Here is a 24,732-nt window from a genome sequence, read left to right as displayed (position 1 = left end):
ATGGATTCCGGAATTTTGAAAATTTCCGAGTTCGTGCTTTACTACCTTGGTATTTCAATCCTATTTCTCCATAAAGGGAGCGGTAGAACCATAATAATAAATCAGCATTAATAGCATAATCAATGACTAAATCTCGCAAATCTTCCCGTTTTACCTGTTCATAACCGGGAGTATCCCAAAGGTTGAGAATTTCCCCATTTTCTGTTTCCCAATGGTAATTCTGAATTTTATCTGTACTGGGTAAAACATCAACCGCAGCCAATTCATTTTGAAAAAGAGTATTAATTAAACTACTTTTACCTGCACCTGTGCGCCCAATAATGAGAATATTTACGGGTTTTTGGGCAACGATTTCTGGGGGTTCAGCTTGGGTGAGAATGTCCCGCAGGGTTTGGGTTTTAACTTGGGGTAGGGTGGGGGTAAGTAATTCAATTTTAGTGCCTGCATAGAGAGCGATAGCTTGTTTACATAAGTTCCGCAAAGCTGCTTCTCTTAATAGTTGACTCAAGTTTATTAATAATTCCTGAGAAGCGCGATTTCCCACACCTTCACTAGCTTTTTTTGCCACCGCAGTAAGAGGATTTAATACCCATTGCGCCCAATTCCAAACTTTCCATAATTTACGGGCAGATGGTTCTAATTTACGATAAACTTCATAGGTTTGATAAGCTTGTCCAACGGTAACTTGATTGAGAACAGGAGATAATTTTTGCATCCATTGATCCATATCATCTACTGTACCCCGAATTAAACCGTAAACTTGGGGAATATAAATATTTAAAAGCGGATATTTAACTTGAGGATTATAAATATGAGAAATTGCTACTACTAAATCTTGACATCTTCGCCAAAAAGTTTGCCAATCTTCCCAAATAGGTAAATCATTTGCGGCTGCGGTGAGAATATTTTCTAATGCGGTTTCTACTGCTTTAGTCGTATTTGTTTCGATGACTAAATTATTCTCTGTGGTAGTTTCTAATTCTTCTCTTACTTCTGCAAAAACAGCTTCAATTTGATTTATTGCCGGTTTAGTCCAGCGTACCAGCAACCACCGCCAACCGACAAATACAAATGTAAATAAAGCCCAAATCCAACTTAATCCCCAAGCGTGAATTTGCGTTCCTGCGGAAATGAGAAGGAAGGAGATAATTACCGCAATTGGTGAAACTAAGATTATCCATTGCCAGGGTTTTAAACGGATCATTGTTTGATAACTTTTTGGGTTGTGGATGTTCGATTAGTGATTTATTACTTATTTTACCAGGGAAATTTACCAGGAAAATAACACTCACGGTGGGTGTTGATATCATCAGATGACAAATACGCAAGATAAAGTATGAAGAATGAAGGATTAAATTGATTTTTTTAGTCTTCATTCTCCATCTTTCAACCTTTCCTTAACCGAGCTTTTCATATACTTTGAACATCGGCAAATACATAGCCAGCAAAATTGTCCCCACCATTCCCCCCAGTACCACAATCATTACTGGTTCTAAAATACTGGTGAGTGATTTAACTGCCTGTTCTACTTCATCTTCATAAAAATCGGCGACTTTCATCAACATTGCATCTAGTTGTCCCGTTTCTTCACCAATACTCATCATCTGAATTGCCATAGCTGGAAAAACGTTTTCTGTGAGCAAAGCAACACTAATCATCCCCCCTTGTTGAACCTCTTCACGGGCAGCGTCAATGGCATTAGCAATAACCTGGTTTCCTGATGTATCTCGCACAATTTCTAAACAAGTTAAAATCGGGACTCCAGAGCGAGTCAATGAACCAAAGGTCCGACTAAAACGGGCAATAGCAGATTTTTGAATCAAATCACCAAATAAAGGTAGCTTTAGGGCAATACTATCAATCTGTAACCTACCAACAGGGGTTTTGTAATACTGCTTATAAAGAAACGATAATACAAATAAAATCCCAATAACCAACAAAGACCAATAGCTTCGTAAGACTTTACTACAGGTCATTAAGAATAATGTAAGTGGTGGTAATTCTGCTCCTAGGGATACAAAAATATCTGCGAAAATTGGAATCAGAAAAACTGTCAGGCCCACAAAGATAGCAGTTGCTAAAAAACCCACAACCACTGGATAAGACATAGCTGATTTAATTTGATTCTGTAATCGTGCCATATCTTCTAATAATTTAGCTAGACGATTTAAGACTTCATCCAACACACCCCCAACTTCGCCAGCTTGTACCATACTCACATACAAACCATCAAAACACTCAGGATGTTTACGCATGGAATCTGAGAGGTTAATTCCAGTCTGAACATCGCCACAAATTTCTACTAAAGCAGCTTTAAGTTTAGGATTACTACATTGCTCAGAAAGTACAGTCAAGCCTCTGACTATGGCTACACCCGCATTTACTAAAGCAGCAAATTGACGGGAAAAAACTGCTTTATCCTTAACAGAAACCTTGACAAAGGAATTCTTAATCTTTTGGATATCGAACCGAGAAGCCAAGCTTTGAGATTCTTTTAAATCTTGAATAATAAAACCTTGATTTATAATATTATTGCGAGCATCATTCAAGGAATCAGCGGTAAATTTTTCGGTCCTGGATTTTCCTTGAGAATCACGAATACGAGTAACGTAGGTAGGCATAATATTTATTTAAAATTTTAGAATTGGTCAGTGCATTTGGAAGATAAATTATCGGTCATTGCCAAAAATAGTTCTCCAAATGCTTCGCCCGTACAGTTGTCAGTTGTTAGTTGTTAGTTGTCATTGGGAAGAAATATTCCTCCTGCCCCTGCCTGTTAACGTAATTTAGCTCCTGCTGGGGCTGTTGCACCAATTAGACGCTGGACTTCATCTGGTTTAGAAGTTTTAGATATTGCTGCTTCAAAAGAAATAGTTCCAGCTTTGTACAAATCAGCTAAAACTTTTTCTAGAGTTTGCATTCCCAATTTACCACCCGTCTGAATAGCTGAGTAAATTTGTGCTGTTTTTCCTTCCCGAATTAAGTTAGAAATAGCGGGAGTGATAATCATAATTTCTTGAGCCATGACTCGCCCATATTCACCTGACTTGACATTTTTCTTAGGTACTAAAGTCTGACTAAAAACTGCGACTAAGGAGTTAGACAACTGCACCCGCACCTGAGTTTGTCTTTCTGAGGGAAAAACGTCAATAATCCGGTCAACGGTTTGTGCGGCAGAACTTGTATGTAGTGTACCAAGTACCAAGTGGCCTGTTTCTGCAGCGGAAATCGCCAACGCAATGGTTTCCAAGTCCCGCATTTCTCCTACCAGAATAATATCGGGATCTTCTCGTAAAGCTGCTTTTAAAGCATTAGCAAAACTCTTCGTATCTTCTCCTAATTGGCGTTGGTGAACTAGGCTTTTGATTGGTTCATAAACAAATTCCACAGGGTCTTCAACTGTTAAAATATGTTCTGCCCTAGTGCGGTTAATTAAGTCAATCATTGCCGCTAGGGTAGTAGTCTTACCAGAACCAGTTGGACCTGTGACGAGAATTAGTCCTCTAGGTTTTTCCGTCATTTCCCGGACTATATCTGGCAAACCTAATTTTTCAAAGTTAGGAATTTTAGAACTTAATGCTCGTAAACAAGCAGCATAAGCACCACGTTCTTTATAGACATTCACCCGGAACCTAGCTAATCCTTTGACACCGTAAGAACAATCTAATTCCCATGTTTGCTCTAAAGTTTTGCGCTGAGTGTTATTGAGCATACTGAAAATTAGCCTTTGACATTCATCAGCCGTCAATATGTGTTCACCAATAGGTGTCAGACGTCCACTAATCCGAAAATAGGGAGGTAATCCAGCGGATAGGTGCAAGTCTGACCCACCTCTAGTAATTAGTTCTTCCATCAAGTCTTCAATCATCATTTCCATAGTCTGATTTTGCTCCCATTAATTAACAATAAAAAACTTAAAACTCTCAATTCAAAATGTGCGGCTAATCTGTAAAGCAAGGTGTCATACAGTAAGGACAATCTAACCATTCTGGTTGTAATTCCCCACTACAAGTCAGACAAGTCAGACCACTTTTGCGTTTAGCTTTTAATTCAGCCTCTAAACCTTTATCTGTAAGTGTTACTCGCTCTACTTCTTCTAAGGTAGTTGCTCCTTGACGAACTAAGTCTAAACTGTAAGCTAGTAAGGTTTTCATCCCCTCTTCAACAGCTACTTCTTTAATCCTTTTTGTAGGTGCTTCCTTGTTGATCAGAGTTTGTAATTCTTCAGTAATCCGCATTACTTCATAAACCCCACAACGCCCCTTGTAGCCAACACCACCACATTTTTGACAAAGATTTTTATGGCTGGCTATTTCTTCTGGTGGGATAGTATTGGCTTTGTAGAAAGTTACCTGAGCTTCTTGGGAAACGGATAGACCATAGCGAACTAGTTCTTTAATGGTCGGAGTGTATGCTATACGACATTCAGAACAGACACGACGAACTAGACGTTGTGCTAAAACACCAATTAAAGAACTGGAAATCATGAAAGGTTCAATACCCATTTCTCCCAAGCGAGCGATCGCTCCTGGCGCATCATTAGTGTGTAAAGTAGTTAATACCAAGTGACCGGTTAATGCTGCCTCAATCGCCGTTTTCGCAGTTTCCCGATCCCGTGTTTCCCCCACCAGCAACACATCTGGATCTTGACGCAAGAAAGCCCGCAAGACCGTCGAGAAATCCAACCCCTTTTCCCGAATTACCTGTACTTGAGTAATCCCCGGTAAACTATACTCAATTGGATCTTCTACTGTACTGATATTAATCCCCGGATCATTCTTTTCTGATAGTGCCGAATACAACGAAGTAGTTTTACCCGAACCAGTTGGTCCCGTCACTAAAATCAACCCGAATGGCTTACTAACCATATCCTTAACAATATTTAAGGTTTCTGGGTCAGTAATTAACTTATCCAAACCTAATTGAGTTGCAGAGTTATCTAAAATCCGTAAAACAACCTTTTCTCCATAGCGACTAGGTAGAGTATTTACCCGGAAATCCACCTTTCTTCCGGCAAATATCCGGCGAATCCGGCCATCTTGAGGTAAACGTCTTTCAGCAATGTCCAGGTTAGAAATAATTTTAAATCGGGCTGTTACCGCTGGGATAATTTTTTTCGGCATATTATCAAATGCCTCACGTAATATCCCATCCTTACGGAAACGAATCCGTAAATATTCTTCCTGCGGTTCAATGTGAATATCCGAAACACCCTCAGTTAAAGCCTTCAACAAAATCCGATTCACAAGTTTAATGATTGGTGCATGATCAGCACCCTTCATAGCATTATCTAAATCAACATCATTATCACTACTTTCATCTATGTCCAGAGTCCCTAGATTGTCTAAATCACCCTTGACATCATAATTTTTTTGCTGGTCTAATATCTTTCGGTGTGCCGCTTGTTCATTTAAAAATTTGTTAATGATGTTCTGATAATCTTTCTGGGTAATTACCCTGCGTTGAAAAGACAAGCCTTGGAAACGCAAAATCTGATTAAGATCATCAGAAGCATTTAAATTATCTGGATCAACCATAGCCACCAACACATAAGGTGGGCTTTGGTTATCATTTCTTGACAGTGGGATTAAGTGATGCCGACGACAGATATCAACAGGAATGAGGGTTTGAATTAAATTCCCCACGTTTGTTGTATCAATTTCGTAGATTTCGGGATCAAGAGACTCAACGCCGTATAAAATTTTGAGTTCAAATAAATGTTGTTTTTTGTATTCGGTGACAAACTCAGGTGATAATTTTCGCTCAGTAATTGATTCTAATACTTCTGTCAGTGGTTTACCGGACTTGCGGCTGGCAATTACAGCCTGCTTCATTTGTTCATTATTGACATAGCCAGACGTTACTAATTTATTACCGAAAGGCGAAAACTCAGTTCTTGTAGTCAGCGCAGTGCTACGCCGTTGTGGTGATGAGTAAGTCATAAGTAATTGGGTTAGGGTAGAGAAACCTCTTTTATGAACTACCCCATCTTACTTCGTTGAAGATGAGGTTTCTACATCCCCATCAGTAAGTTGAGATTTTTGACGTTTTTTTTGACCGAGTTGCTTCATACTTCCAGCATTCTTGCGTTTGCTGGTGTTTGAAGTAGAGGCAGAATCATCTACGTCTACGTTAGCGTAGCGGCGCGTTAGCGCGGCTCGTTCCCAGCCCCGGTAGATTATTTGAGTACCAAAGCAACATCACTTCTGCCGCTGCAATATCGCGCTGTTGGGTATATCCGCAGTTTCTAAAGTTTTCTTTTCTTGATGCCCACATTTTGGACAGGTTTGAGATGGTCTTACCTTCCTTGTAGGAACTTCTACAAATAAGCCACCAATGTCTGATAATTTCGCTTTTAGAGCGGACTTTATCATTCCCATTCCCACATCAAGAATTGATTTAAGCCATTGATGATTACCTCCCATTCACTTTCTTAACTTATGCTATACTAACATTATAAATACCTAATATTTTGTCAAAAACTCAACTGTCCTCAAAATTCTTTTACTTGCAGTAAAAAACATTTTAAGAACGTTTCGTTTTTGACTGGCTTACATCCCCACCCTATGAGTACATTCAGGGTGGGGAATTACGCAAAACTGTTAAATTTCAGTCAACAACCTTTTTACAAAAAGGCAGGAGTTAAGAGGCAGGGGGCAGGAGGTTATGAGTATCAATTAAAACTTTAGTTCTGGGTTTACAGAAAGAATTATACTAAGACACGCAGCGCGTTAGCATAGCGGCACGAAGTACAGTATAAAGCGTCTTTGCTTTAATCCCACTATGAGTAAGGGTGGGTTCCTCCTGCCTCCTGAAATTTAAATTTTCATGGCCGAGAATTAAGTGAGAACAAACAAGGCAAGAGTTTTTTTGGAGATCAAAGCCTTACTGTTCAGCTATTTTGAATTATTTTGTCTTTATTTCCCATTCTATTCACCATTTATCACAATAGAATCATAAGCTGTCGCGCACTTAAATTGTATAATTTGGAGGTGGAAACCCGCCTATAGCCCAGATTGGGTTCAAAAACTAGATGCGTGACAGCTTAGTGGTATCACTTCCTGCCAAAATATTGGTAATTTAAAGAGCAGTCCGTCGTCAGCGGGTTGTTGAAAAGGGGGATTTAAACCCAAAATTAGCTTACTAGCTGAATGCTCGTTAAATTTCTGCTGTTAAAAGCATCTGGAATGAGTAAATAATAGTAAACGAAAATAAACAGGTACACTATATAAGCCAGGAATTAGGCTAATCAACTCAAGATATAGCCAGCAGTTGCTAAAGTCACCGAACACACCTAAGTTTACCTCAAACCATTCTTCTCAGCACTTAAGTGACTGAATTTACCACATACCACATATTCTTATGAAAAGTGACTCTCCGTCCGAAATTAACTCCAACGAACCTGGATACGAGGTTAATGAGCAAGCAGCAAACCAAATAAATGAACAGGGAGATAACATACTCACTGAAGAACATGGTGATGCTACAGCCAACCCTATTGAATTAGATATCGCTGTTTTAGCAGAGTTAAATCAACAAATTGAAACGCTTAAAACTCAATTAGAAGACCGTAGCACTCAGTATATGCGAATTGCCGCAGATTTTGAGAATTATCGCAAACGAACTGCCAAAGAAAAAGAAGAAATTGACTTACAGGTAAAGCGAAATACAATTACAGAATTGCTACCTGTTGTAGATAATTTTGAGCGAGCACGAGCGCACCTCAAACCCCAAGGTGATGGCGAAATGACAATTCATAAGAGTTATCAAGGGGTTTACAAACAGTTGGTGGATTGTTTAAAACGTCTAGGTGTAGCACCCATGCGCCCTGAAGGTCAAGAATTTGACCCAAATTTGCATGAAGCCGTCATGCGAGAACCGACAGATGAACATCCAGAAGGAACAGTTTTAGAAGAGTTAGTTCGCGGCTACTATTTTGGTGAGCGTGTCCTCCGCCATGCCATGGTGAAAGTAGCTGCTCCCAGAGAAGATATACCTTTAGAATCAGAAGATTTGTCTAGCCAAGATAACGGTTAACATGAACTACCCCTGGCTAACTTCGTTTGAGCCAGGGGTTTCTACATCTCCTAGCGGAGCCTGAGATTTTTGACGCTTCGCACGACCTAGTTGCTTCATACTTCCAGCATTCTTGCGTTTGCTGGTGCTTGAAGTAGAGCTAGAATCATCCACGTCTAAGAGGCTAGTACATCACGGCGTAAATAAAGCAACCATGGCACTCATGTTTTTGACTTCTAATTTTTCAGTAACTACCGTGCTATTACCGCTGATTATTCGTGTAGTTTCTTGGTGAACAAAGTTCTGACGTTGGTTGGCAACTTTTCTAGAAAGTTTACTAACTAACTTTTGCGTTTTCTTCCACCTTCTAAAAGCCTTAACGCCGACAACCTAATATTTTGTCAAATTTTATTTTTTACGGTGGAGTATTTTATTAAAAATAATTCAAGTATGGCATTGCAAGAGTGTTAGGATATCGAACATGGGCTGTGTGTGGTTTTCGAGTTGTAATTTTAGAAGACTATAACTCTACTACATCAGCCCTCTCTCTTCATACTCTTTTTTTGGCAGTATTGTTATGGGAAAAGTCATTGGGATTGACTTAGGGACTACGAATAGTTGTGTAGCTATTTTGGAATCTGGGCAACCAAAAGTAATTGCCAACTCCGAAGGTGGACGCACTACCCCTAGTATTGTAGCCTTTGGTAAAGGGAAAGATCGCCTCATCGGACAATTAGCAAAGCGACAAACTATAACTAATGCCCAAAACACAGTCTACAGTATTAAAAGATTTATCGGTCGTCGCTGGGAAGATACAGAATTAGAGCGCGGTCGCGTCCCTTATAATTGCATCAAAGGAAGAGATAATACCGTTGATGTCCAAATTCGCGGACAAAATTACACACCCCAAGAAATATCCGCTATGGTCTTGAAAAAACTCAAGCAAGACGCGGAAAATTTCTTAGGTGACGAAGTTACAAAAGCAGTAATTACCGTACCAGCATATTTTACAGATGCCCAAAGACAAGCCACAAAAGATGCAGCTACTATTGCTGGACTAGAAGTATTAAGAATTATCAACGAACCTACCGCCGCCGCCCTAGCCTTCGGTCTAGACAAACAAGATCAAGAGCAATTAATTTTAGTATTTGACTTAGGAGGAGGGACATTTGACGTATCTATTCTCCAACTAGGAGATGGAGTTTTTGAAGTTAAAGCCACCTGTGGTAATAATCATCTCGGCGGAGACGACTTTGATAATGCCATTGTTTGCTGGATGGTAGAGCGATTCCTAGCAGAAGAGAAAATAGACATTACCCAAGACAAAATGGCACTCCAACGCGTGCGAGAAGCCGCGGAAAAAGCCAAAGTTGAACTATCTAGCATGGTTATTACCTCCATTAACCTGCCATTTATCATTGCTGATGCTACTGGACCAAAGCATCTGGAAATGGAACTCAGTCGTTCTCAATTTGAAGAACTAACAGGGAGTTTAATTCAGGAGACTATCGCCCCAATGATGCAAGCCCTCAAAGATGCGGAAGTCAAACCGCAGAATATAGATAAGATTATTTTAGTAGGAGGTTCTACCCGCATTCCTGCTGTTCAAAACGCCCTGATCAAATTTTTCAATGGCAAAAGCCCAGATCATTCCGTCAACCCTGATGAAGCAGTAGCACTAGGTGCAGCTATCCAAGCCGGAGTCTTGGGAGGAGAATTAGATACCGTATTACTGTTAGATGTTACACCTCTATCTTTAGGGATTGAAACACTAGGAGAAGTATTCACCAAAATTATTGACCGGAATACCACTATTCCCACTAGCAAAGCTCAAATATTTTCTACAGCCGTTGATGGTCAAACCTCCGTAGAAGTCCATGTCCTCCAAGGAGAACGCTCCATGGCCAAGGATAACAAAAGTCTAGGGCAGTTTCTCCTCAGTGGGATTCCTCCTGCTCCTCGCGGCATTCCCCAAATTGAAGTGGCTTTTGAAATTGATGTGAATGGCATTCTCAAAGTTGCGGCTCAAGATAAAGGTACAGGTAGAGAACAAAGTATTCGGATTACAAGTACAGGCGGTTTAAGTAACAACGAAATTGAGCAAATGCGGCAACAAGCTGAGTTATTTTCCGGAGAAGATCAAAGACGTAAAGAACTGGTGAAACTCAAAAACCAAGCGAATAATCTCTTGTTTACTTATGCTTCAACATTACGGGATAATGCCAATTTACTAAGTGAGCAGTTGATAGCTTTGGCTAATCAGAAAGTTGAACAATTGCAAACGGCAATGAACAATCCGAATATGTCCCCCACACAGTTGAAGACCCTTTTAGAGGATTTCCAGCAAACTATCTTTGCTATTGGTACAAATGTTTACAACCAGGTTGATAATAAAGATTTAAAATCAGAAGCTGCCACGCAAATAAATCTTACCTAAGAATATCATCCTGCTTCAAGCAACACACAAATACCTCAATTCAACATTAATTTAGATCAGCAAAATAACTCACAAGCTGATTATGAAGCGATAGAATGAACTACCCCTGGATAACTTCGTTTGAGCCAGGGGTTTCTACATCCCCTAGCGGAGCCTGAGATTTTTGACGTTTCTTTTGACCTAGTACCGCAGGGCGGAAGTCAAAAGTCAAAAGTCAAAAGTCAAAACTAATATACAGTGGGCTTTTTGGCAATTGAATATGGTTGCTTTATTTACGCCGTGATGTACTAGTTACTTCATACTTCCAGCATTCTTGCGTTTGCTGTCTCAGTGCGATTCGTTACTCCTAATCTATTTAATACTTGTATGAATTTACTGTAAAGAAATGTGTTTCTCAAGTAGTTATTTAGAGAAGCAAGGATATATTTTCTTCATCTACCAGGGAACACAAGAGCGCATATCACAGATAGAACTAAAAGTATAGGTCGGGTTTTTCACATTTAATGGTACGGCTAGTTCCTATAATCAAGAGGTGGGTTTTTCGACATCTGAATAGCACAATAATAAAAGATTAATCACCGGTGAGAGCAAACACTAGCAAAAAAATATTGGTAAAATTAATTATTAACAAAAATTAAACTAAAGAGCATGACTTAGCGTGACCCCACGCTATTTGCATTCCTAAATTTCTGTATTCTTGTTAAAGTGTTACCTTAAACCTATTAGTTACTGTTTTCCGTACTTCTGCTTCCTTATAATTCTTAACCTTGCTATATGGCCCGAGACTATTATGAAACCCTGGGTGTCTCTCGTGACGCCGACAAAGAAGAGATTAAACAGGCTTATCGCCGCCTAGCCCGAAAATATCACCCAGATGTGAATAAAGAATCTGGGGCAGAGGAACGATTCAAAGAAATTAACCGCGCCTACGAAGTGCTATCAGAGCCGGAGGTTCGCGCTCGTTACGACCGCTTTGGTGAAGCTGGTGTTTCCGGTGCGGCTGCGGCTGGCGCTGGTTTCCAAGATATGGGAGATATGGGTGGTTTTGCCGATATCTTTGAAAGCATTTTCAGCGGCTTTGCTGGTGGAACTCCCGGTGGACAACCCCAACAAAGACGACGGAGTGGACCAGTCCGCGGTGATGATCTGCGCCTAGACCTGAAATTAGATTTTCGGGAAGCGGTATTTGGTGGGGAAAAGGAAATTCGCATTTCCCATTTAGAAACTTGTGAAGTTTGTAATGGTTCTGGTGCTAAATCAGGAACTCGTCCCCGGACTTGTAGCACTTGTAGCGGCTCAGGTCAAGTTAGAAGGGTAACAAGAACGCCATTTGGTAGTTTTACCCAAGTGTCAACTTGTCCCACCTGTGATGGCTCAGGAACGGTTGTAGAAGATAAATGTGATGCTTGTGATGGTAAGGGCGCAAATCAGGTTACAAAGAAACTCAAAATCAATGTTCCCGCTGGTGTAGACAATGGCACGAGACTACGGATTTCCCAAGAAGGAGATGCGGGTCAACGCAATGGTCCTCCGGGTGATTTATACGTCTACTTGTTTGTCAATGAAGATGAAGAATTTCATCGTGAAGGCATTAATATTAACTCGGAAATTAAAATTAGCTACTTACAAGCGATTTTAGGTTGCCGTTTAGAGGTAAATACGGTAGATGGACCTGTGGAGTTAATTATTCCCTCTGGAACTCAACCGCATACGGTGATGAAATTAGAAAATCGTGGTGTTCCCCGTCTGGGTAATCCTGTGAGTCGCGGTGATCATCTGTTGACGATGTTAATTGATATCCCCACTAAGATCATCCCAGAGGAACGGGAATTGCTAGAGAAACTAGCTAAAATTAAGGGAGACAGGACAGGTAAAGGTGGTTTCGACGGATTCATAGGAAACTTATTTAAGTCATGAGTGGCTCTTTGATATTAACCCCTGACGCTCAACTGGATTTGCGTGGGACTCCTTGCCCGATTAATTTTGTGCGGACAAAACTATATCTGGAAAAAATGCCCCCTGGGGGTTTATTGGAAGTTTGGTTAGATCCAGGTGAACCGATAGAACAAGTTCCTGATAGTCTGACAATGGCTGGTTATCAAATAGAACAAGTGACAGATTGCGCTGGCTATTTTTCCCTAGTTATTCGCCGTCCGGTTGCTGCGGCATGACAGGGAAAAGTGTTTCTACTAAACAGTTATTGGGTACGGTTGTAGCTGTACAGGCGAATTTTTATCGAGTGCAGATGGATGAAGAAGAAGGAGTCAGGAGTTCAGGAGTTCAGGAGTTCAGGAGTTCAGAAATAATAGAAAGTTCTTCTTCCCCTTCTTCGCTGTCACCTGTTCCCTGTCACCTGTCCCCTTCTTCCCCTATCCTTCTCTGTACCCGAAGAACGCGCTTAAAAAAGATTGGTCAGCAGGTGATGGTGGGCGATCGCGTGATTGTGGAAGAACCAGATTGGACTGATGGACGGGGGGCTGTTAGTGAAGTTTTACCGCGTCATAGTCTATTAAATCGCCCAGCGATCGCTAATGTCAATCAAATTCTCCTGGTGTTTGCTGTTGCAGACCCGCCTTTAGAACCTATTCAATTGAGTAGATTTCTAATTAAGGCTGAGTCTACAGGCGTTGATGTGCTGTTATGTTTGAATAAATGTGATTTAGTTTCTTTAGAAGAAAAACAGCAAATTAGCGATCGCTTAATGGCTTGGGGTTATCAACCTTTATTTATTAGCGTTCAAAATAGCATTAATATTGACCAAATAGCCACATATTTGCAGGATAAAATCACGGTGATTGCTGGTCCTTCTGGTGTGGGAAAATCCAGCTTGATTAATAGTTTGATTCCCGATATCAACCTGCGCGTGGGGGAAGTTTCCGGTAAATTAGCCCGTGGTCGTCATACCACCCGTCATGTAGAATTATTTGAAATGTCTGAAGGTGGTTTATTAGCAGATACTCCCGGTTTTAATCAACCGGATTTGGATTGTAGTCCCCAAGAGTTAATTCACTATTTCCCAGAAGCAAGAGAACGCCTAGCAGCGGCTCATTGTCGCTTTAGTGATTGTATCCATAAAGATGAGCCAGACTGTGCTGTTAGTGGTGACTGGGAACGATATCAGCATTATTTAGAATTTTTAGATGATGCTTTAGCCCATCAAAACCAGACTAACCAACAAGCTGACCCCGAATCAAGTCTGAAATTAATATCTAAAGGTAAAGGTCAGAGTCAGTACGAACCAAAACTGGAAAGTAAAAAATATCGTCGAATTGCTCGAAAAACCCAATTACAAGATTTACAGGAGTTATATCGAGACAGTGAGGATTTATCAAATATTTTTTACCCCACCCTAACCCTCCCCTTGTAAAGGGGAGGGAACTGGATTTTTATTGTTTCCCCCCTTTACAAGGGGGGACTGAGGGGGGTAGCAATGTGATGAAAATTACGGAATACCACTTTTCAAACATCCTCTAACCCAAAGTTTCATTAATAGCAATTATTAATAACTCATTGAGAGAGATTCCTGCGGCTTTGGCCATAGATGAAAGGACACTTTTAGGCGCAAAAGAACAATACAAACCAGCTTCTAAAAACCAAGGTTCTCCGTTTGGATCAATGCGAAAATCAAATAAACTATAATGACGACAACCTAAAGCTTGATGACACTTTTTAGCTACCGCTTGAACTTTTTCAGTCACGGTATCTTTAGTATCTACAATCCAAGCTTTAATATTATCTTTAGCCATCAAATGCAAGTTACCATCATCTCCCTGCTGGAGTTTATCAGCATAGTTGCGAATGGGTTTTTCGTAGGGGTCTACTAAATATTCTTCTAGGGGTAAACCCACTAATTCTCCATCTTTAACAATAATACCACATCTGACTTCTCGACCAAGTTCGATGTATTCTTCTACAATAACTTCCTCTGCATATTCAAAGGCTATCTTTAAAGCAGCTTTGTATTCACTAGCATCTTTAACTAAAGTTACTCCTAGAGAGTTATCGGAACTTGCAGGTTTAACGACTGCTGGAGGTTTAATGGTGGGAATGTCTCCAGAACGCAGAATTTCTCCACGAGGAACTTTTACCCCTGCTGCGGCGACAATGGCTTTTGCTCTGGCTTTGTGGGCTGTTATGGCCATAATATCTGGAGTATTACCTATGTAGGGAATTTTGAGCAAATCCAATAGCGATCGGTAATGAGTCATTCCCGGAATACAAAACATTTGTGGTAATACCAAGTCAATATTTTGCGTTGTTAGAAACTCTATGGCCTCAAATAGTGGTATAGGTTTGGTAACAGCAATATCTTCTGAACTCAGAGAGGGAGGAAATCTCCACAGAAGATCAGGTGTAATGTATGCAATTTGAAAATCATAGCGTGATTGATCTGCTATTCCTGTTAAACAATCTTGAGCATAAAGACGCGATAAATTACAGTAAAAATCATTTTGTGCTGATCCAACTAAATGAAGAATACGAAGTTTTGACATAATTTATTTTCCTCTCTAATCTTTAATTATGACATTCAGCTTGAATTTTGTTTAAAATTACTAATCACCACCTATTTCCACCAACTTACCAATATTAAAATCTATTTTTACCCAACTTTTTAATTTTAATAGATTTTGTAGTAATAATAAAGTAATTTGCCAATGATGAACCATTAAAAATGGTAAAGGATCATCTCCTTGAAAAATAGCATCTGTACCTTCAGTAATTTTATTTAACCACGATTTTAATTGAGCCAAAGAACGAATTCCTGTAAATCTCCAAAGTTCATGATATAACCAATAAGTTGGTTTACTGGTTGCTAAAGGTTCTATATGTGGTTGATTTTCACTAGCTTTTAAATAAGCATCTGCTAACCCTGGATGATTATAAAACATAGTAATTGCGGTGTGAGTGCGGGGGTTACACTCAATTGGGTAAACTTTACCATCTTTCGTCTGGATAAAATCAAAAGAAATTTGTCCAGTTAAGTTTAATGATTTGACGAAATGTTGAACCCATTGGAAAATTTCTGGGTTATCAATTTGTTCATAATTAATCTGAAAAGGAGAAGATTTAGAACAACAATGTAAACGAATTTCTCCATTTCTAACAGTGCTATGAGTACAATATTCTTGTCCTGTGACAAATTCTTGCATTACCCAATGTCTTTCTGCACTAATTGGTAAGTTTTTGATATAATTTTCCATTCCTTCAAAGGGTAATTTCGTCATATCTAATCGAGTCACAGAATCATATTTAATGCTTTTGAGTAAGTAGCGACTATGATATTTTGTAAAGTCAAAATTGAGGATTTGTGCTGGGGAAGTAATCAAAAATACTTTTGGTGCTGTTAAACCTAAATCCCGCGCTTGATCACATAAACTAAATTTATCATCTAATATTTTGGTCATCTCAGCATCAAAATGAAATACCTCACAATGGGGAGATAAGATTGGTTTTACTAAGGAATCATAATAACTTGCTACTGGACTAGAAACGGGAATAACTACATCTATATTTTCACTTTTAACAATATTTAATAATCCTTGAAAATAGCCATTTGCATCTTTTTCCGGTGCGGGTACTGTAAAGAATTTTGTCACTGCGTTAGAAAATTGATGTCCTGATAACCAATATTTATGAGTTTCTACCATAAATACTTTATGTCCAGCCCGATGAAAAGAACGCGCAAGTTGTAAAGATTTGGTCATTTTTCCTCCAGTTAAGAGGATGTTTTTGGGATTTTCACAAATAATCTTTTTCTGAAAAGGAAGGGTGATGAAATTAATAATTAAGAAAATGAGGACAATAATCAAATTAATAGGTAAAATCAAGGAAAGTAAAAACAGAGTTCCCAAAGTTTGCAATAAGGAAATAATCGAATTCATGATTTTATAAGAAATAGAATTATGTAGGTTGGGTTGACGCAAGAAAACCCAACATTTTATGACATTTGTAGAGTGTTGGGTTGCGCTTTCGCTTAACCCAACCTACAATTTTGTGTTATTTACGTTTGATGATGGTTAAACCATCTCGTAATGGTAAAATGACCTGTTCAACTCTTGGATCTGCGGCTACAATTTGATTGAATTGCGCTATAGCTTCTCCGTTAGCTGTTCTCTTTGCTGGGACTAAATAAGGTTGTCCTTGGAGGAGGGTATTATCTACACAAATAAACCCATTCTCAGCCAAAAGTCCCGTATCTAAAAGCAGGTTGAAGTAATCAACATACTCTTTTTTATCAGCGTCTATGAAGACTAAATCAAAGGTTTCTCCTGCATTTGCTAATTCTTGTAATGTTTGTAAAGCGGGAGCAATTTTAACTGTGATTTTACGACCGTGGGGAGAAGTTTGAAAACAGTTTTTAGCAAACTCGGCCACATAATCATCCACTTCACAGGCAATAATATCACCATCTGCGGGTAAAGCTTCCGCCATTGCTAAAGCCGAATATCCGGTAAACATTCCTATTTCTAGAATGCGTTTAGCTTTAGTCATGGACACAAACATTTTTAAAGTTTGTCCTTCAATGTGTCCAGAAAGCATTTCTTGTTCTAACTGACGGACTGTTTCTCCATCATCAAATCTCTGACTCCAATCTTCAGAAGCTGTTTTTTTTGCTAAAGCTGCTAAAGCTGGAGATTCATTGGTTGTATGTTCATCCAAATAAGAATCAATTCCAGATGCTAAGTCATAGACTTTTTGTAGAGAAGCTGCAAGTTCACCAGAGACATTTTCCTGCTTGGCTATTTTCAAAGTTGTTTCTAGTTCTTCAACTAAAATACCCAAGGGAGTAACCGGTCTAGGAGTAATTGATTTCACTAAAGTTTCAGTCATTTTTATTATTTCCAACTCCTATTCCAAACCCAAATCACTAAGATACATTTCTATTCCTGCACCCTGATTAGGTAATTTGCTACATACGGCTTTATGTGCTGCGACCGCAGTTTCGAGTAATTCGGGGGGAACTTCTTGGATATAGTCACAAGCACCAATACCACCTCTAGGAACAGGGGCCCAAAGTCCACCGTCTCCACGCTTGCGACGCATATTTTTTTGACCTTCAATCATCAAGTCCATATCTTCGAGAATAGGATGATAAACAGTTAAACCTAGAGACTGACATAATGCAATAATGCGATCGCGGTCTTCTGATTTTAACCAATTCATTTCCACAGCTAAAGTTGCACCAAAAGCCATCCCCGTGGTGACAGCGTGGCCGTGCATCATTTTCACCGCAGGTTCAAACCGGGGACTCCAAGTATGTCCATAACCATGGGGACGATCTTGATAAGTCTCAAACATATTCGTTCCCTCATGCTTCATATAAGAGAATAATGCTCGATAAATAATATCGTCTGCAATTTCTGCTAACTCCTGATTTTCTCCTAAAGTTGCAAAGTGAGTTTCAATTAAACGAGATCCGTATTTTTCCAACAATTCAAACAAAACAGCATCATCGGTAATGGCCATTTTAATAATTTCCGCTATTCCATTACGGATATGACCAGTAGCCAAAGTCCCGAAGAAACTCCGGTCAACTAAAGTGAGTACAGGAGGATGATAAGCACCAATACTGTTCTTGAATTGCTTACCGTTGGTGCAGGTACGAGGTGAAGGACCAGCATCAATAGCTGCAACTACAGTTGTCCCTACCATAATATAAGGAGTACGACGGTGTTGTAAAGCACAAGCTAACCCAGCGACATCACTAAGAACACCACCACCAATAATTAGAACAGGTTCGCTGCGGGAAACATCACAACCATCTTTCCCTAAATACCCTAGAATGCGATGGACTGTTTCTGGGGTTTTATCTACTTCCCAAGCCCGAAAAGCCATCATTTCTAAAGGAATTTCATGAGCATCAAAATATTTACGAACCTGCTCACCATACAACTCATTAACTGTTTGGTCAATTACTGCTACACAACGACCAAGACTGTTATAAATATTAGCTAAAATCTCATTCTCAGGTTTAAAAACCCCTTCTACAACCTTCACTTCTGAGGTGAGTGTGAAATTAGCAGTAACCTCAAAAGAACGCCCATCTTTTTTATGTGCTATTTCCCCTGAGCCTGTGTACCACTTAGATGTTAGATACTTTTCTCCATGAGTCAGTCTGATAATATTGGGTTCTGTTTGATCGGCAAATTTTTCTGAATCTACTATTAATTCATCTGTGATTTCTGGGGTTGGTAATATGCTTTGTAAACTCATTTCAAATGCCTTATTCTAATTGTTGATGTTTGTAACAATGGAATTGAAAAAATTGCTATTCCTGGAATAACTTAATTTAAACAGTCCTTTATTTTGACAAAATCGTCAAGCTGAACTGATACTTGAAACTTCACAATATAATTTTCGCTAACCAGTTAGCTGGATAGCAGATTTACTCGTAACCTTAATCAAAAAATTAAGTTTTCTCATCTTGGCTGGTGGTTTGGGAGTAAATGATGAAATTTTATGAATGTTCTTTACAAAGATTAACACATTAGTATCGCTGATTGGTTATATAAACTTTATGTATTAGTTAAATTAATACAAAATCTTTTTGCCTAAAATAATTTGAATAGATTTAGTGATTTAAATCCTTGTCAAAAAAAATATATTATGGTAAGGGTAATCACCGAAAAAAGATATTTTAGTGAAAACGAGCGAAAAAAGTCAAGTAAGTTACTTTGCACCCAGTCCTGACAACTATCTACCCCTAGATTGGTTGTTCTGATAAAACTTCTTTCACAAACCCAATATCATCTTAAAATATTCTTAATTTCTACCAATTCTCGACCTTCAATTTACAAACCACCCCAAAACTATTATGGCTATAGGCTACGTCGCGCTTGTACTTCATGCACACCTACCCTTCGTTCGTCACCCAGGAAGTGACTATGTGCTAGAAGAAGAATGGCTTTATGAAGCGATTACTGAAACTTACATTCCTTTATTAAAAGTATTTGAAGGGCTAAAACGAGATGGCGTTGATTTTAAACTTACCATGAGTATGACTCCGCCTTTGATTTCTATGCTTCGTGATCCTTTATTGCAAGAACGCTATGATGCTCACTTATCACAATTAGAAGAGCTTATAGAAATAGAAGCCGAGCGCAATATTCATAATGGTCATCTGCGGTATTTGGCGGAACATTATGCAACTGAATTTAATCAAGCGCGGGAGTTATGGGAACGTTATCAGGGTGATTTAGTTACAGCATTTAAACAGTTCCAAGATAGTAATAACTTAGAAATTATTACCTGTGGTGCGACTCACGGCTACTTACCATTAATGAAAATGTACCCCCAAGCTGTATGGGCGCAAATTCAGGTAGCCTGTGAACATTACGAAGAAACTTTTGGCCAAGCCCCTAGAGGAATATGGTTGCCAGAATGTGCCTATTATGAAGGTGTGGAGCGAATGCTGGCAGATGCCGGTTTACGTTATTTCCTCACTGATGGACATGGCATTTTATACGCTCGTCCCCGTCCGCGCTTCGGTAGTTATGCCCCGATTTTTACGGAGACTGGTGTAGCGGCTTTTGGTCGAGATCATGAATCTTCCCAGCAAGTATGGTCTTCTGAAGTGGGTTATCCTGGTGCAGCCGAATATCGGGAATTTTATAAAGATTTGGGTTGGGAAGCAGAATATGAATATATTAAGCCCTATATTATGCCCAATGGTCAGCGCAAAAATACAGGTATTAAGTATCATAAAATTACCGGACGGGGCTTAGGTCTTTCCGATAAAGCTCTTTATGATCCTTACTGGGCAAAGGAAAAAGCGGCAGAACACGCTGCTAACTTTATGTATAATCGTGAGCAGCAAACTGGGCATTTACACAATATCATGGGTCGGCCGCCAATTATTGTATCTCCCTATGATGCGGAGTTATTTGGTCATTGGTGGTATGAGGGTCCTTGGTTTATTGATTATCTGTTCCGTAAGTCATGGTATGACCAGAAAACCTATGAAATGACCCATTTAGCCGATTATTTACGGGCTAATCCTCAGCAACAAGTATGTCGTCCTGCTCAGTCGAGTTGGGGCTTTAAGGGTTTTCATGAATATTGGTTGAATGATACTAATGCTTGGGTTTATCCACATTTGCACAAAGCTGCGGAACGAATGATTGAAATTTCCCAAATTGAAGCTGAAGATGAATTACAGGAAAAAGCACTTAACCAAGCTGCAAGAGAGTTGTTATTAGCACAATCTTCTGACTGGGCGTTTATTATGCGGACAGGAACAATGGTTCCCTATGCAGTCAGAAGAACGCGATCGCATTTAATGCGCTTTAATAAACTCTATGAAGATGTGAAAGTGGGTAAGGTTGATAGTGGTTGGTTGGAAAAAGTCGAGTCAATGGATAATATTTTCCCCAATATTAACTATCGCGTTTATCGGCCAGCATTTTAATTAAGTAGTTCCCAGATCCCCGACTTTTTCAAAAAGTCGGGGATCTAAAATCTAGAAACAGCAAAACCCCCAGTCACAATGCTGGGGGTTATTTTTATACACATCTTGTCAAATTGCCAGTAAATACTATCTGGGTAAATTGCGGCTGTTGTAAGCATCAATAGCATAGGCTGGTGTGCGTTGGTTATAGTCTATATCTATGCCAGTAATAGATTTAGCCAAAGCTGCAAATTTGTCAGAAGCCCAATTGCGTTCGTGAATGGGCTTGCTTTGTTCACCCATGAAGTATGCTAAAGAACCGATAACGGAAACTGCTACCCAACCAACAACCAATAGAGAAATTAAAATAGCCATTCGAGAACCTCGTTTTTTACTTTTTGTAACCTTATGTAAATAAATATAACAGATTGTTAACAGAAGTTGCAAATTATTTTCTGGTGTGTATGCCCCTCAAAGAGGTGAGGTATTCCCCACTGTAATAATTTCGTAACAAAACGCACTAATATAAAAAATAGTGATAAAATTACGCAGTTATATTTTTGTTGTTCTTCAACCGGAAGCAAGTAATTGGTAATATGCAGATCAAAACATTTTTAATTACATCTTCTTTATTGATAACTAGCCTAGCTATATCCAATAGTGCAATTGCTCAAAATCGGGGGACTCCAGGTAAGTTTGATTTTTACGTCCTTACCCTTTCCTGGTCTCCTGATTATTGTGCGACAAATGGTCAGAGTGACCAACAGCAGTGTAATTCTGGGAAAAAACTGGGTTTTGTTTTGCATGGTTTATGGCCACAATATCAAAAAGGCTATCCCGCTAATTGTTCAACGGAGAAATTAACTCCAGCTATAAAGCAACAGTTTCCAGGTTTATATCCCAGTGATAAACTTTATAATCATGAATGGCAAAAACATGGAACTTGTGCGGGAACAACTCCTCAAGGATATTTAGCATTAAGTAAAAAGTTAAAAGATTCTGTGGCTATTCCCCCGGCTTATAATCGTCCTGCTAAACCTTTTAGGACTACAGTTCAAGGTTTAAAAAGTACATTTATCAGTGCAAATAGTGAATTTACTGCTAATGGCATAGCCCCTTATTGTTCTGATTCTGGGAGATTTTTAAGAGAAGTGTTTTTTTGCTATTCTAAAGATGGAAAAGCGGGTATTTGTAGCGAAGAGATTTTAAAACGTTCTCGCAAAAGTTGTGAACAAGGAGATTTTTTAGTGAGAAATATCAGATAATTTTAGTTTCCCATTTTAGAACAATTGTTTCTACTACCTTTTTCGTTTCATTTTGCAAAACACCAGTTTTTTGTAAAAAAAAAATAATCAGATCCCCGACTTCTCAAAGAAGTCGGGGATCTATGTCCTGAGCATGATTACAAATGCAGTTGAGCAAGGAAATGATGAGTAATGGGTAAACTATCCACCACCATTGCCAAACACAACAGCATCATGTAGGAAATGGAATACAAAAATAATTCCCGCGCTATGGTTTTATCTTCGGGATTTTGCAATAAGCGCCAAGACTTATGGACAAATACCCCCCCTAAAGTCAAGGCAATAACAGCATAGACAATCCCGCTGGCGTGTAAGGGATAAAACAGCAAGATAGTCGCAGTGACAGTAATCACCGTATAAAACCAAATTTGCCGGACGGTGGCTTTATTACCCGCTACCACAGGTAACATTGGTATCCCCACCTTAGCGTAATCATCACTAATCATTAAAGCCAAAGCCCAAAAATGGGGAGGTGTCCACAAAAAGACAATGGCAAAAATTAGCCACGCAGACCAGCTTAAAGTGTCTGTTACTGCTGCCCAACCGACTAAAGCGGGAATTGCCCCTGCTGCACCACCAATGACGATATTTTGAGTGGTATGGCGTTTGAGCCAGTGAGTATAGACTAAAACATAGAAAATGATGCCAGAAAAGGCTAAAAATGCTGCCAGGAGATTGGCAAAAACGGTGAGGAGGGTAAAAGAAAGTACAGCCAGAGCGATCGCAAAAATTAAAGCATCACGGGGTTGGATCTTCCCGGAAGGGATGGGACGGTGGCGTGTACGCTCCATGTCATAATCTATATCTCGATCATAGATACAGTTAATGGTTTGGGCGCTGGCTGCTGCTAAAGTTCCACCAATCATTGTAATAATTAACAACCAGGGATTTACCTCACCCTTAGCGGCTATCCACATACTCCCAGCAGTGGTAATTAACAGCAGGGGAATAATCCGGGGTTTGGTTAGCTGGTAGTAACTTTGAACGACTTGGAGAAATGTGTCGTGGTGACGACGAGAGACATTAGTCTCAATCATGTTAGGTCTTTTTCCTTATTTTTCAAGAACTGGTCAGCAAACCGCTGTAAGCAGGAGTCAGGAGTCAGGAGTCAGGAGTCAGGAGGAAGAAGGAGGAAGAAGGAGGAAGAAGGAGGAAGAAGGAGGAAGAAGGAGGAAGAAAGAGGAAGAAGGAGTTACTGTGTTGGTGAGGGAGGAAGCAAACCATCCCGTAGTGATAAAACTGTAAATACTACCAACGTACCCAGTAAAGTCGCACCGATAGCTTGGTGAGAAACAGTAAGAGGTTCAACTTGTAAATGTAACCGGAAAGTAGCCATACCCAAAAGGAGTTGTAAAATCAACAAGCCACCCGCCATATTTGCCAGTTTTCGCAAAGTAGGATGCAGTGCTGGTGTCCGCCAAGAAATTAAAACAACTGCTAAAGTAGCGATGGTTGGCGGTACTAACCCAAAAATATGGCTGTACATGACATCACAAAGTTGTTCCCCTGCCAAACATTGGTGCAAAGCCCAACGAGAACCTACTATTGCACCCAATAAACTTTGTAAGTAGACGCAAACAGCAGCAGTTAAACCCACCCAAGGCAACTTTCCTACTGTTCCCGTGCCTTGATAGGGAATCAAACTTGTACCGATAATTAACAACGTAGTGAAAAATAGTAACGCTGTTCCTAAATGGGCGGTAACGATATCAAACCGCAATAATTGAGTTACAGTCAGTCCTCCCAAAATCCCTTGGAAGACAATTAAAAACAGGGCAAATGTGGATGCCCAAGGTAGCCACTTGGGTAAGGAAAGACGATGCCACCAGGATAAAGCACAAAGGGCGATCGCACTAAAGCCAATTAAAGCTGCATCGAGGCGATGAAACCACTCCAAAAACACTTGGAGATTCATTTGCTTGGCTGGAACTAATTCCCCATAGCACAAAGGCCAGTCAGGGCAAGCAAGTCCAGCATTCATGACGCGGGTGGCACTGCCTATAGCCATCAAAATTAAGGTGGCTACGCATATTTTCCACACCAAGCGACGAATCATCTCCTGGGGCTGTTGTGCTACTGTGGCCGCTTTATTTTGTTGTTCTAGGACAAATTCATTCATTAACAATACCTTCAAACCGCTTGTGCTAGAAATTGAAAATTTTCTATTTTGATTTAGTCCCGACTTCTACTCACCCTAACCTATAGGTCAAAATGTAGAAATCAGCTTTCCCTTATACTTTGGATCACTGTAGCTAGTTTTCGCTGTAAGATTTCGTGCTGTTTTGAAGATAGGAATAATTAAACAATGACAATTAATGAGAATTTGCGAGAATTTTTCCTAATTTAGGACTTACGCAAGTGTCACACTAAAAATCTGTTGTAGGGTGCGTCAGACTGCATAAATCCTGCAAATAAACAGATTGTTGATATCTGACGTGGTTGGTGAGCTTGTCGAACCACACCCTACCAATGTGCCAGTTGCCTAAGTCCTGTAATTGCCATCTAACTTGAGTAATACAATTTATCTCCCTTGTCCTGAAAATTGTGATCTTAATCAAAAAAATTAATAAAGATTTCAGCCCAACGCA

At 39.7% G+C, this 24,732-nt stretch carries 18 protein-coding genes and 3 pseudogenes; 8 read left to right on the top strand and 13 right to left on the bottom strand.

All coding sequences use genetic code 11. The features are described from left to right. The 5 genes and pseudogenes from AN490_RS01160 to AN490_RS01140 all read right to left on the bottom strand — a co-directional run. On the bottom strand, positions 1–1,204 hold a 1,204-nt coding region (locus AN490_RS01160; protein WP_299999152.1), incomplete at its 3' end, for a GTPase. A 193-nt stretch (positions 1,205–1,397) separates the two neighbouring features. Next, positions 1,398–2,621 (bottom strand): type II secretion system F family protein, encoded by a 1,224-nt coding sequence (locus AN490_RS01155; protein ID WP_299999150.1) that lies wholly within the window; start codon positions 2,619–2,621, stop codon positions 1,398–1,400. 155 nt (positions 2,622–2,776) lie between these two features. Beyond that, the gene (locus tag AN490_RS01150) at positions 2,777–3,877 is read right to left on the bottom strand and encodes a type IV pilus twitching motility protein PilT (RefSeq protein WP_299999148.1); all 1,101 of its coding nucleotides are present in this window, start codon (positions 3,875–3,877) and stop codon (positions 2,777–2,779) included. A gap of 64 nt (positions 3,878–3,941) precedes the next feature. Then, a complete protein-coding gene (locus AN490_RS01145; protein WP_299999145.1) occupies positions 3,942–5,942 on the bottom strand; it encodes a GspE/PulE family protein in 2,001 nt (666 codons plus the stop codon). Positions 5,943–5,990: 48 nt separating this feature from the next. Further along, positions 5,991–6,401 (bottom strand): annotated as a pseudogene (locus AN490_RS01140) (RNA-guided endonuclease TnpB family protein); the annotation flags it as partial. Between the two features lie 961 nt (positions 6,402–7,362). Here AN490_RS01140 and grpE point away from each other — a divergent pair. Further along, on the top strand, positions 7,363–8,037 hold the full coding sequence (gene grpE, locus AN490_RS01135) for a nucleotide exchange factor GrpE (RefSeq protein WP_299999142.1): 675 nt from the start codon (positions 7,363–7,365) through the stop codon (positions 8,035–8,037). A 6-nt stretch (positions 8,038–8,043) separates the two neighbouring features. On the opposite strand, the pseudogene AN490_RS01130 reads toward grpE, so the two are convergent. Then, a pseudogene (locus tag AN490_RS01130) lies at positions 8,044–8,397 on the bottom strand (transposase); the annotation flags it as partial. A 196-nt stretch (positions 8,398–8,593) separates the two neighbouring features. Between AN490_RS01130 and dnaK the strand changes: the two are divergent. From dnaK to rsgA, 4 genes and pseudogenes are all read left to right on the top strand, one after another. Next, positions 8,594–10,552: pseudogene (dnaK, locus tag AN490_RS01125) on the top strand (molecular chaperone DnaK). 675 nt (positions 10,553–11,227) lie between these two features. Next, the gene (gene dnaJ / locus AN490_RS01120; RefSeq protein ID WP_299999140.1) at positions 11,228–12,370 is read left to right on the top strand and encodes a molecular chaperone DnaJ; all 1,143 of its coding nucleotides are present in this window, start codon (positions 11,228–11,230) and stop codon (positions 12,368–12,370) included. Next, positions 12,367–12,624: a sulfurtransferase TusA family protein gene (locus tag AN490_RS01115; protein WP_015081021.1), complete on the top strand. Its 258-nt coding sequence runs from the start codon at positions 12,367–12,369 to the stop codon at positions 12,622–12,624. Before dnaJ ends, AN490_RS01115 begins: the two co-directional genes overlap by 4 nt. Next, the gene (gene rsgA, locus AN490_RS01110; RefSeq protein WP_299999137.1) at positions 12,621–13,820 is read left to right on the top strand and encodes a small ribosomal subunit biogenesis GTPase RsgA; all 1,200 of its coding nucleotides are present in this window, start codon (positions 12,621–12,623) and stop codon (positions 13,818–13,820) included. Before AN490_RS01115 ends, rsgA begins: the two co-directional genes overlap by 4 nt. A 103-nt stretch (positions 13,821–13,923) precedes the next feature. On the opposite strand, the gene AN490_RS01105 is transcribed toward rsgA, so the two are convergent. The 4 genes from AN490_RS01105 to AN490_RS01090 all read right to left on the bottom strand — a co-directional run bounded on the left by AN490_RS01105 (position 13,924) and on the right by AN490_RS01090 (position 18,667). Beyond that, positions 13,924–14,946 (bottom strand): D-alanine--D-alanine ligase, encoded by a 1,023-nt coding sequence (locus AN490_RS01105; RefSeq protein WP_299999134.1) that lies wholly within the window; start codon positions 14,944–14,946, stop codon positions 13,924–13,926. A 60-nt stretch (positions 14,947–15,006) separates the two neighbouring features. Further along, positions 15,007–16,335 (bottom strand): ATP-grasp enzyme, encoded by a 1,329-nt coding sequence (locus tag AN490_RS01100; protein ID WP_299999132.1) that lies wholly within the window; start codon positions 16,333–16,335, stop codon positions 15,007–15,009. Positions 16,336–16,450: 115 nt separating this feature from the next. Further along, positions 16,451–17,284 carry a class I SAM-dependent methyltransferase gene (locus AN490_RS01095; protein ID WP_299999129.1) on the bottom strand — a complete coding sequence of 278 codons (834 nt, stop codon included), beginning with the start codon at positions 17,282–17,284 and terminating at the stop codon, positions 16,451–16,453. Between the two features lie 18 nt (positions 17,285–17,302). Next, positions 17,303–18,667: a sedoheptulose 7-phosphate cyclase gene (locus AN490_RS01090; RefSeq protein ID WP_299999127.1), complete on the bottom strand. Its 1,365-nt coding sequence runs from the start codon at positions 18,665–18,667 to the stop codon at positions 17,303–17,305. 601 nt (positions 18,668–19,268) lie between these two features. Between AN490_RS01090 and AN490_RS01085 the strand changes: the two genes are divergently transcribed. Next, complete coding sequence (locus AN490_RS01085) at positions 19,269–20,861, top strand: glycoside hydrolase family 57 protein (RefSeq protein WP_299999125.1); 1,593 nt, start codon at positions 19,269–19,271, stop codon at positions 20,859–20,861. A 126-nt stretch (positions 20,862–20,987) separates the two neighbouring features. Here AN490_RS01085 and AN490_RS01080 read toward each other — a convergent pair whose 3' ends face one another. After that, a complete protein-coding gene (locus AN490_RS01080) occupies positions 20,988–21,215 on the bottom strand; it encodes a hypothetical protein (RefSeq protein ID WP_299999123.1) in 228 nt (75 codons plus the stop codon). Between the two features lie 221 nt (positions 21,216–21,436). Here AN490_RS01080 and AN490_RS01075 point away from each other — a divergent pair, with 221 nt between their 5' ends. Further along, a complete protein-coding gene (locus AN490_RS01075) occupies positions 21,437–22,105 on the top strand; it encodes a ribonuclease (RefSeq protein ID WP_299999121.1) in 669 nt (222 codons plus the stop codon). A gap of 137 nt (positions 22,106–22,242) precedes the next feature. Here the strand turns inward: AN490_RS01075 and AN490_RS01070 are convergent, their stop codons facing one another. Next, entirely contained in the window at positions 22,243–23,181 is a 939-nt protein-coding gene (locus AN490_RS01070) for a heme o synthase (RefSeq protein WP_299999119.1), read from the bottom strand. On the opposite strand from AN490_RS01070, the gene AN490_RS01065 reads away from it, so the two are divergent. Then, positions 23,180–23,389, top strand: a complete 210-nt coding sequence (locus AN490_RS01065; RefSeq protein ID WP_299999117.1) for a hypothetical protein — start codon at positions 23,180–23,182, stop codon at positions 23,387–23,389. The genes AN490_RS01070 and AN490_RS01065 overlap by 2 nt on opposite strands. Here AN490_RS01065 and AN490_RS01060 read toward each other — a convergent pair. Beyond that, positions 23,337–24,263, bottom strand: coding sequence for a heme A synthase (locus AN490_RS01060; RefSeq protein WP_299999115.1), 927 nt, complete (start codon positions 24,261–24,263; stop codon positions 23,337–23,339). The genes AN490_RS01065 and AN490_RS01060 overlap by 53 nt on opposite strands. Positions 24,264–24,732 lie beyond the last annotated feature (469 nt).

The organism is Anabaena sp. AL09 (assembly GCF_001672255.1).
Classification (GTDB): Bacteria; Cyanobacteriota; Cyanobacteriia; order Cyanobacteriales; family Nostocaceae; genus Dolichospermum; species Dolichospermum lemmermannii.
This window is presented reverse-complemented; position numbering and strand designations above follow the sequence as displayed.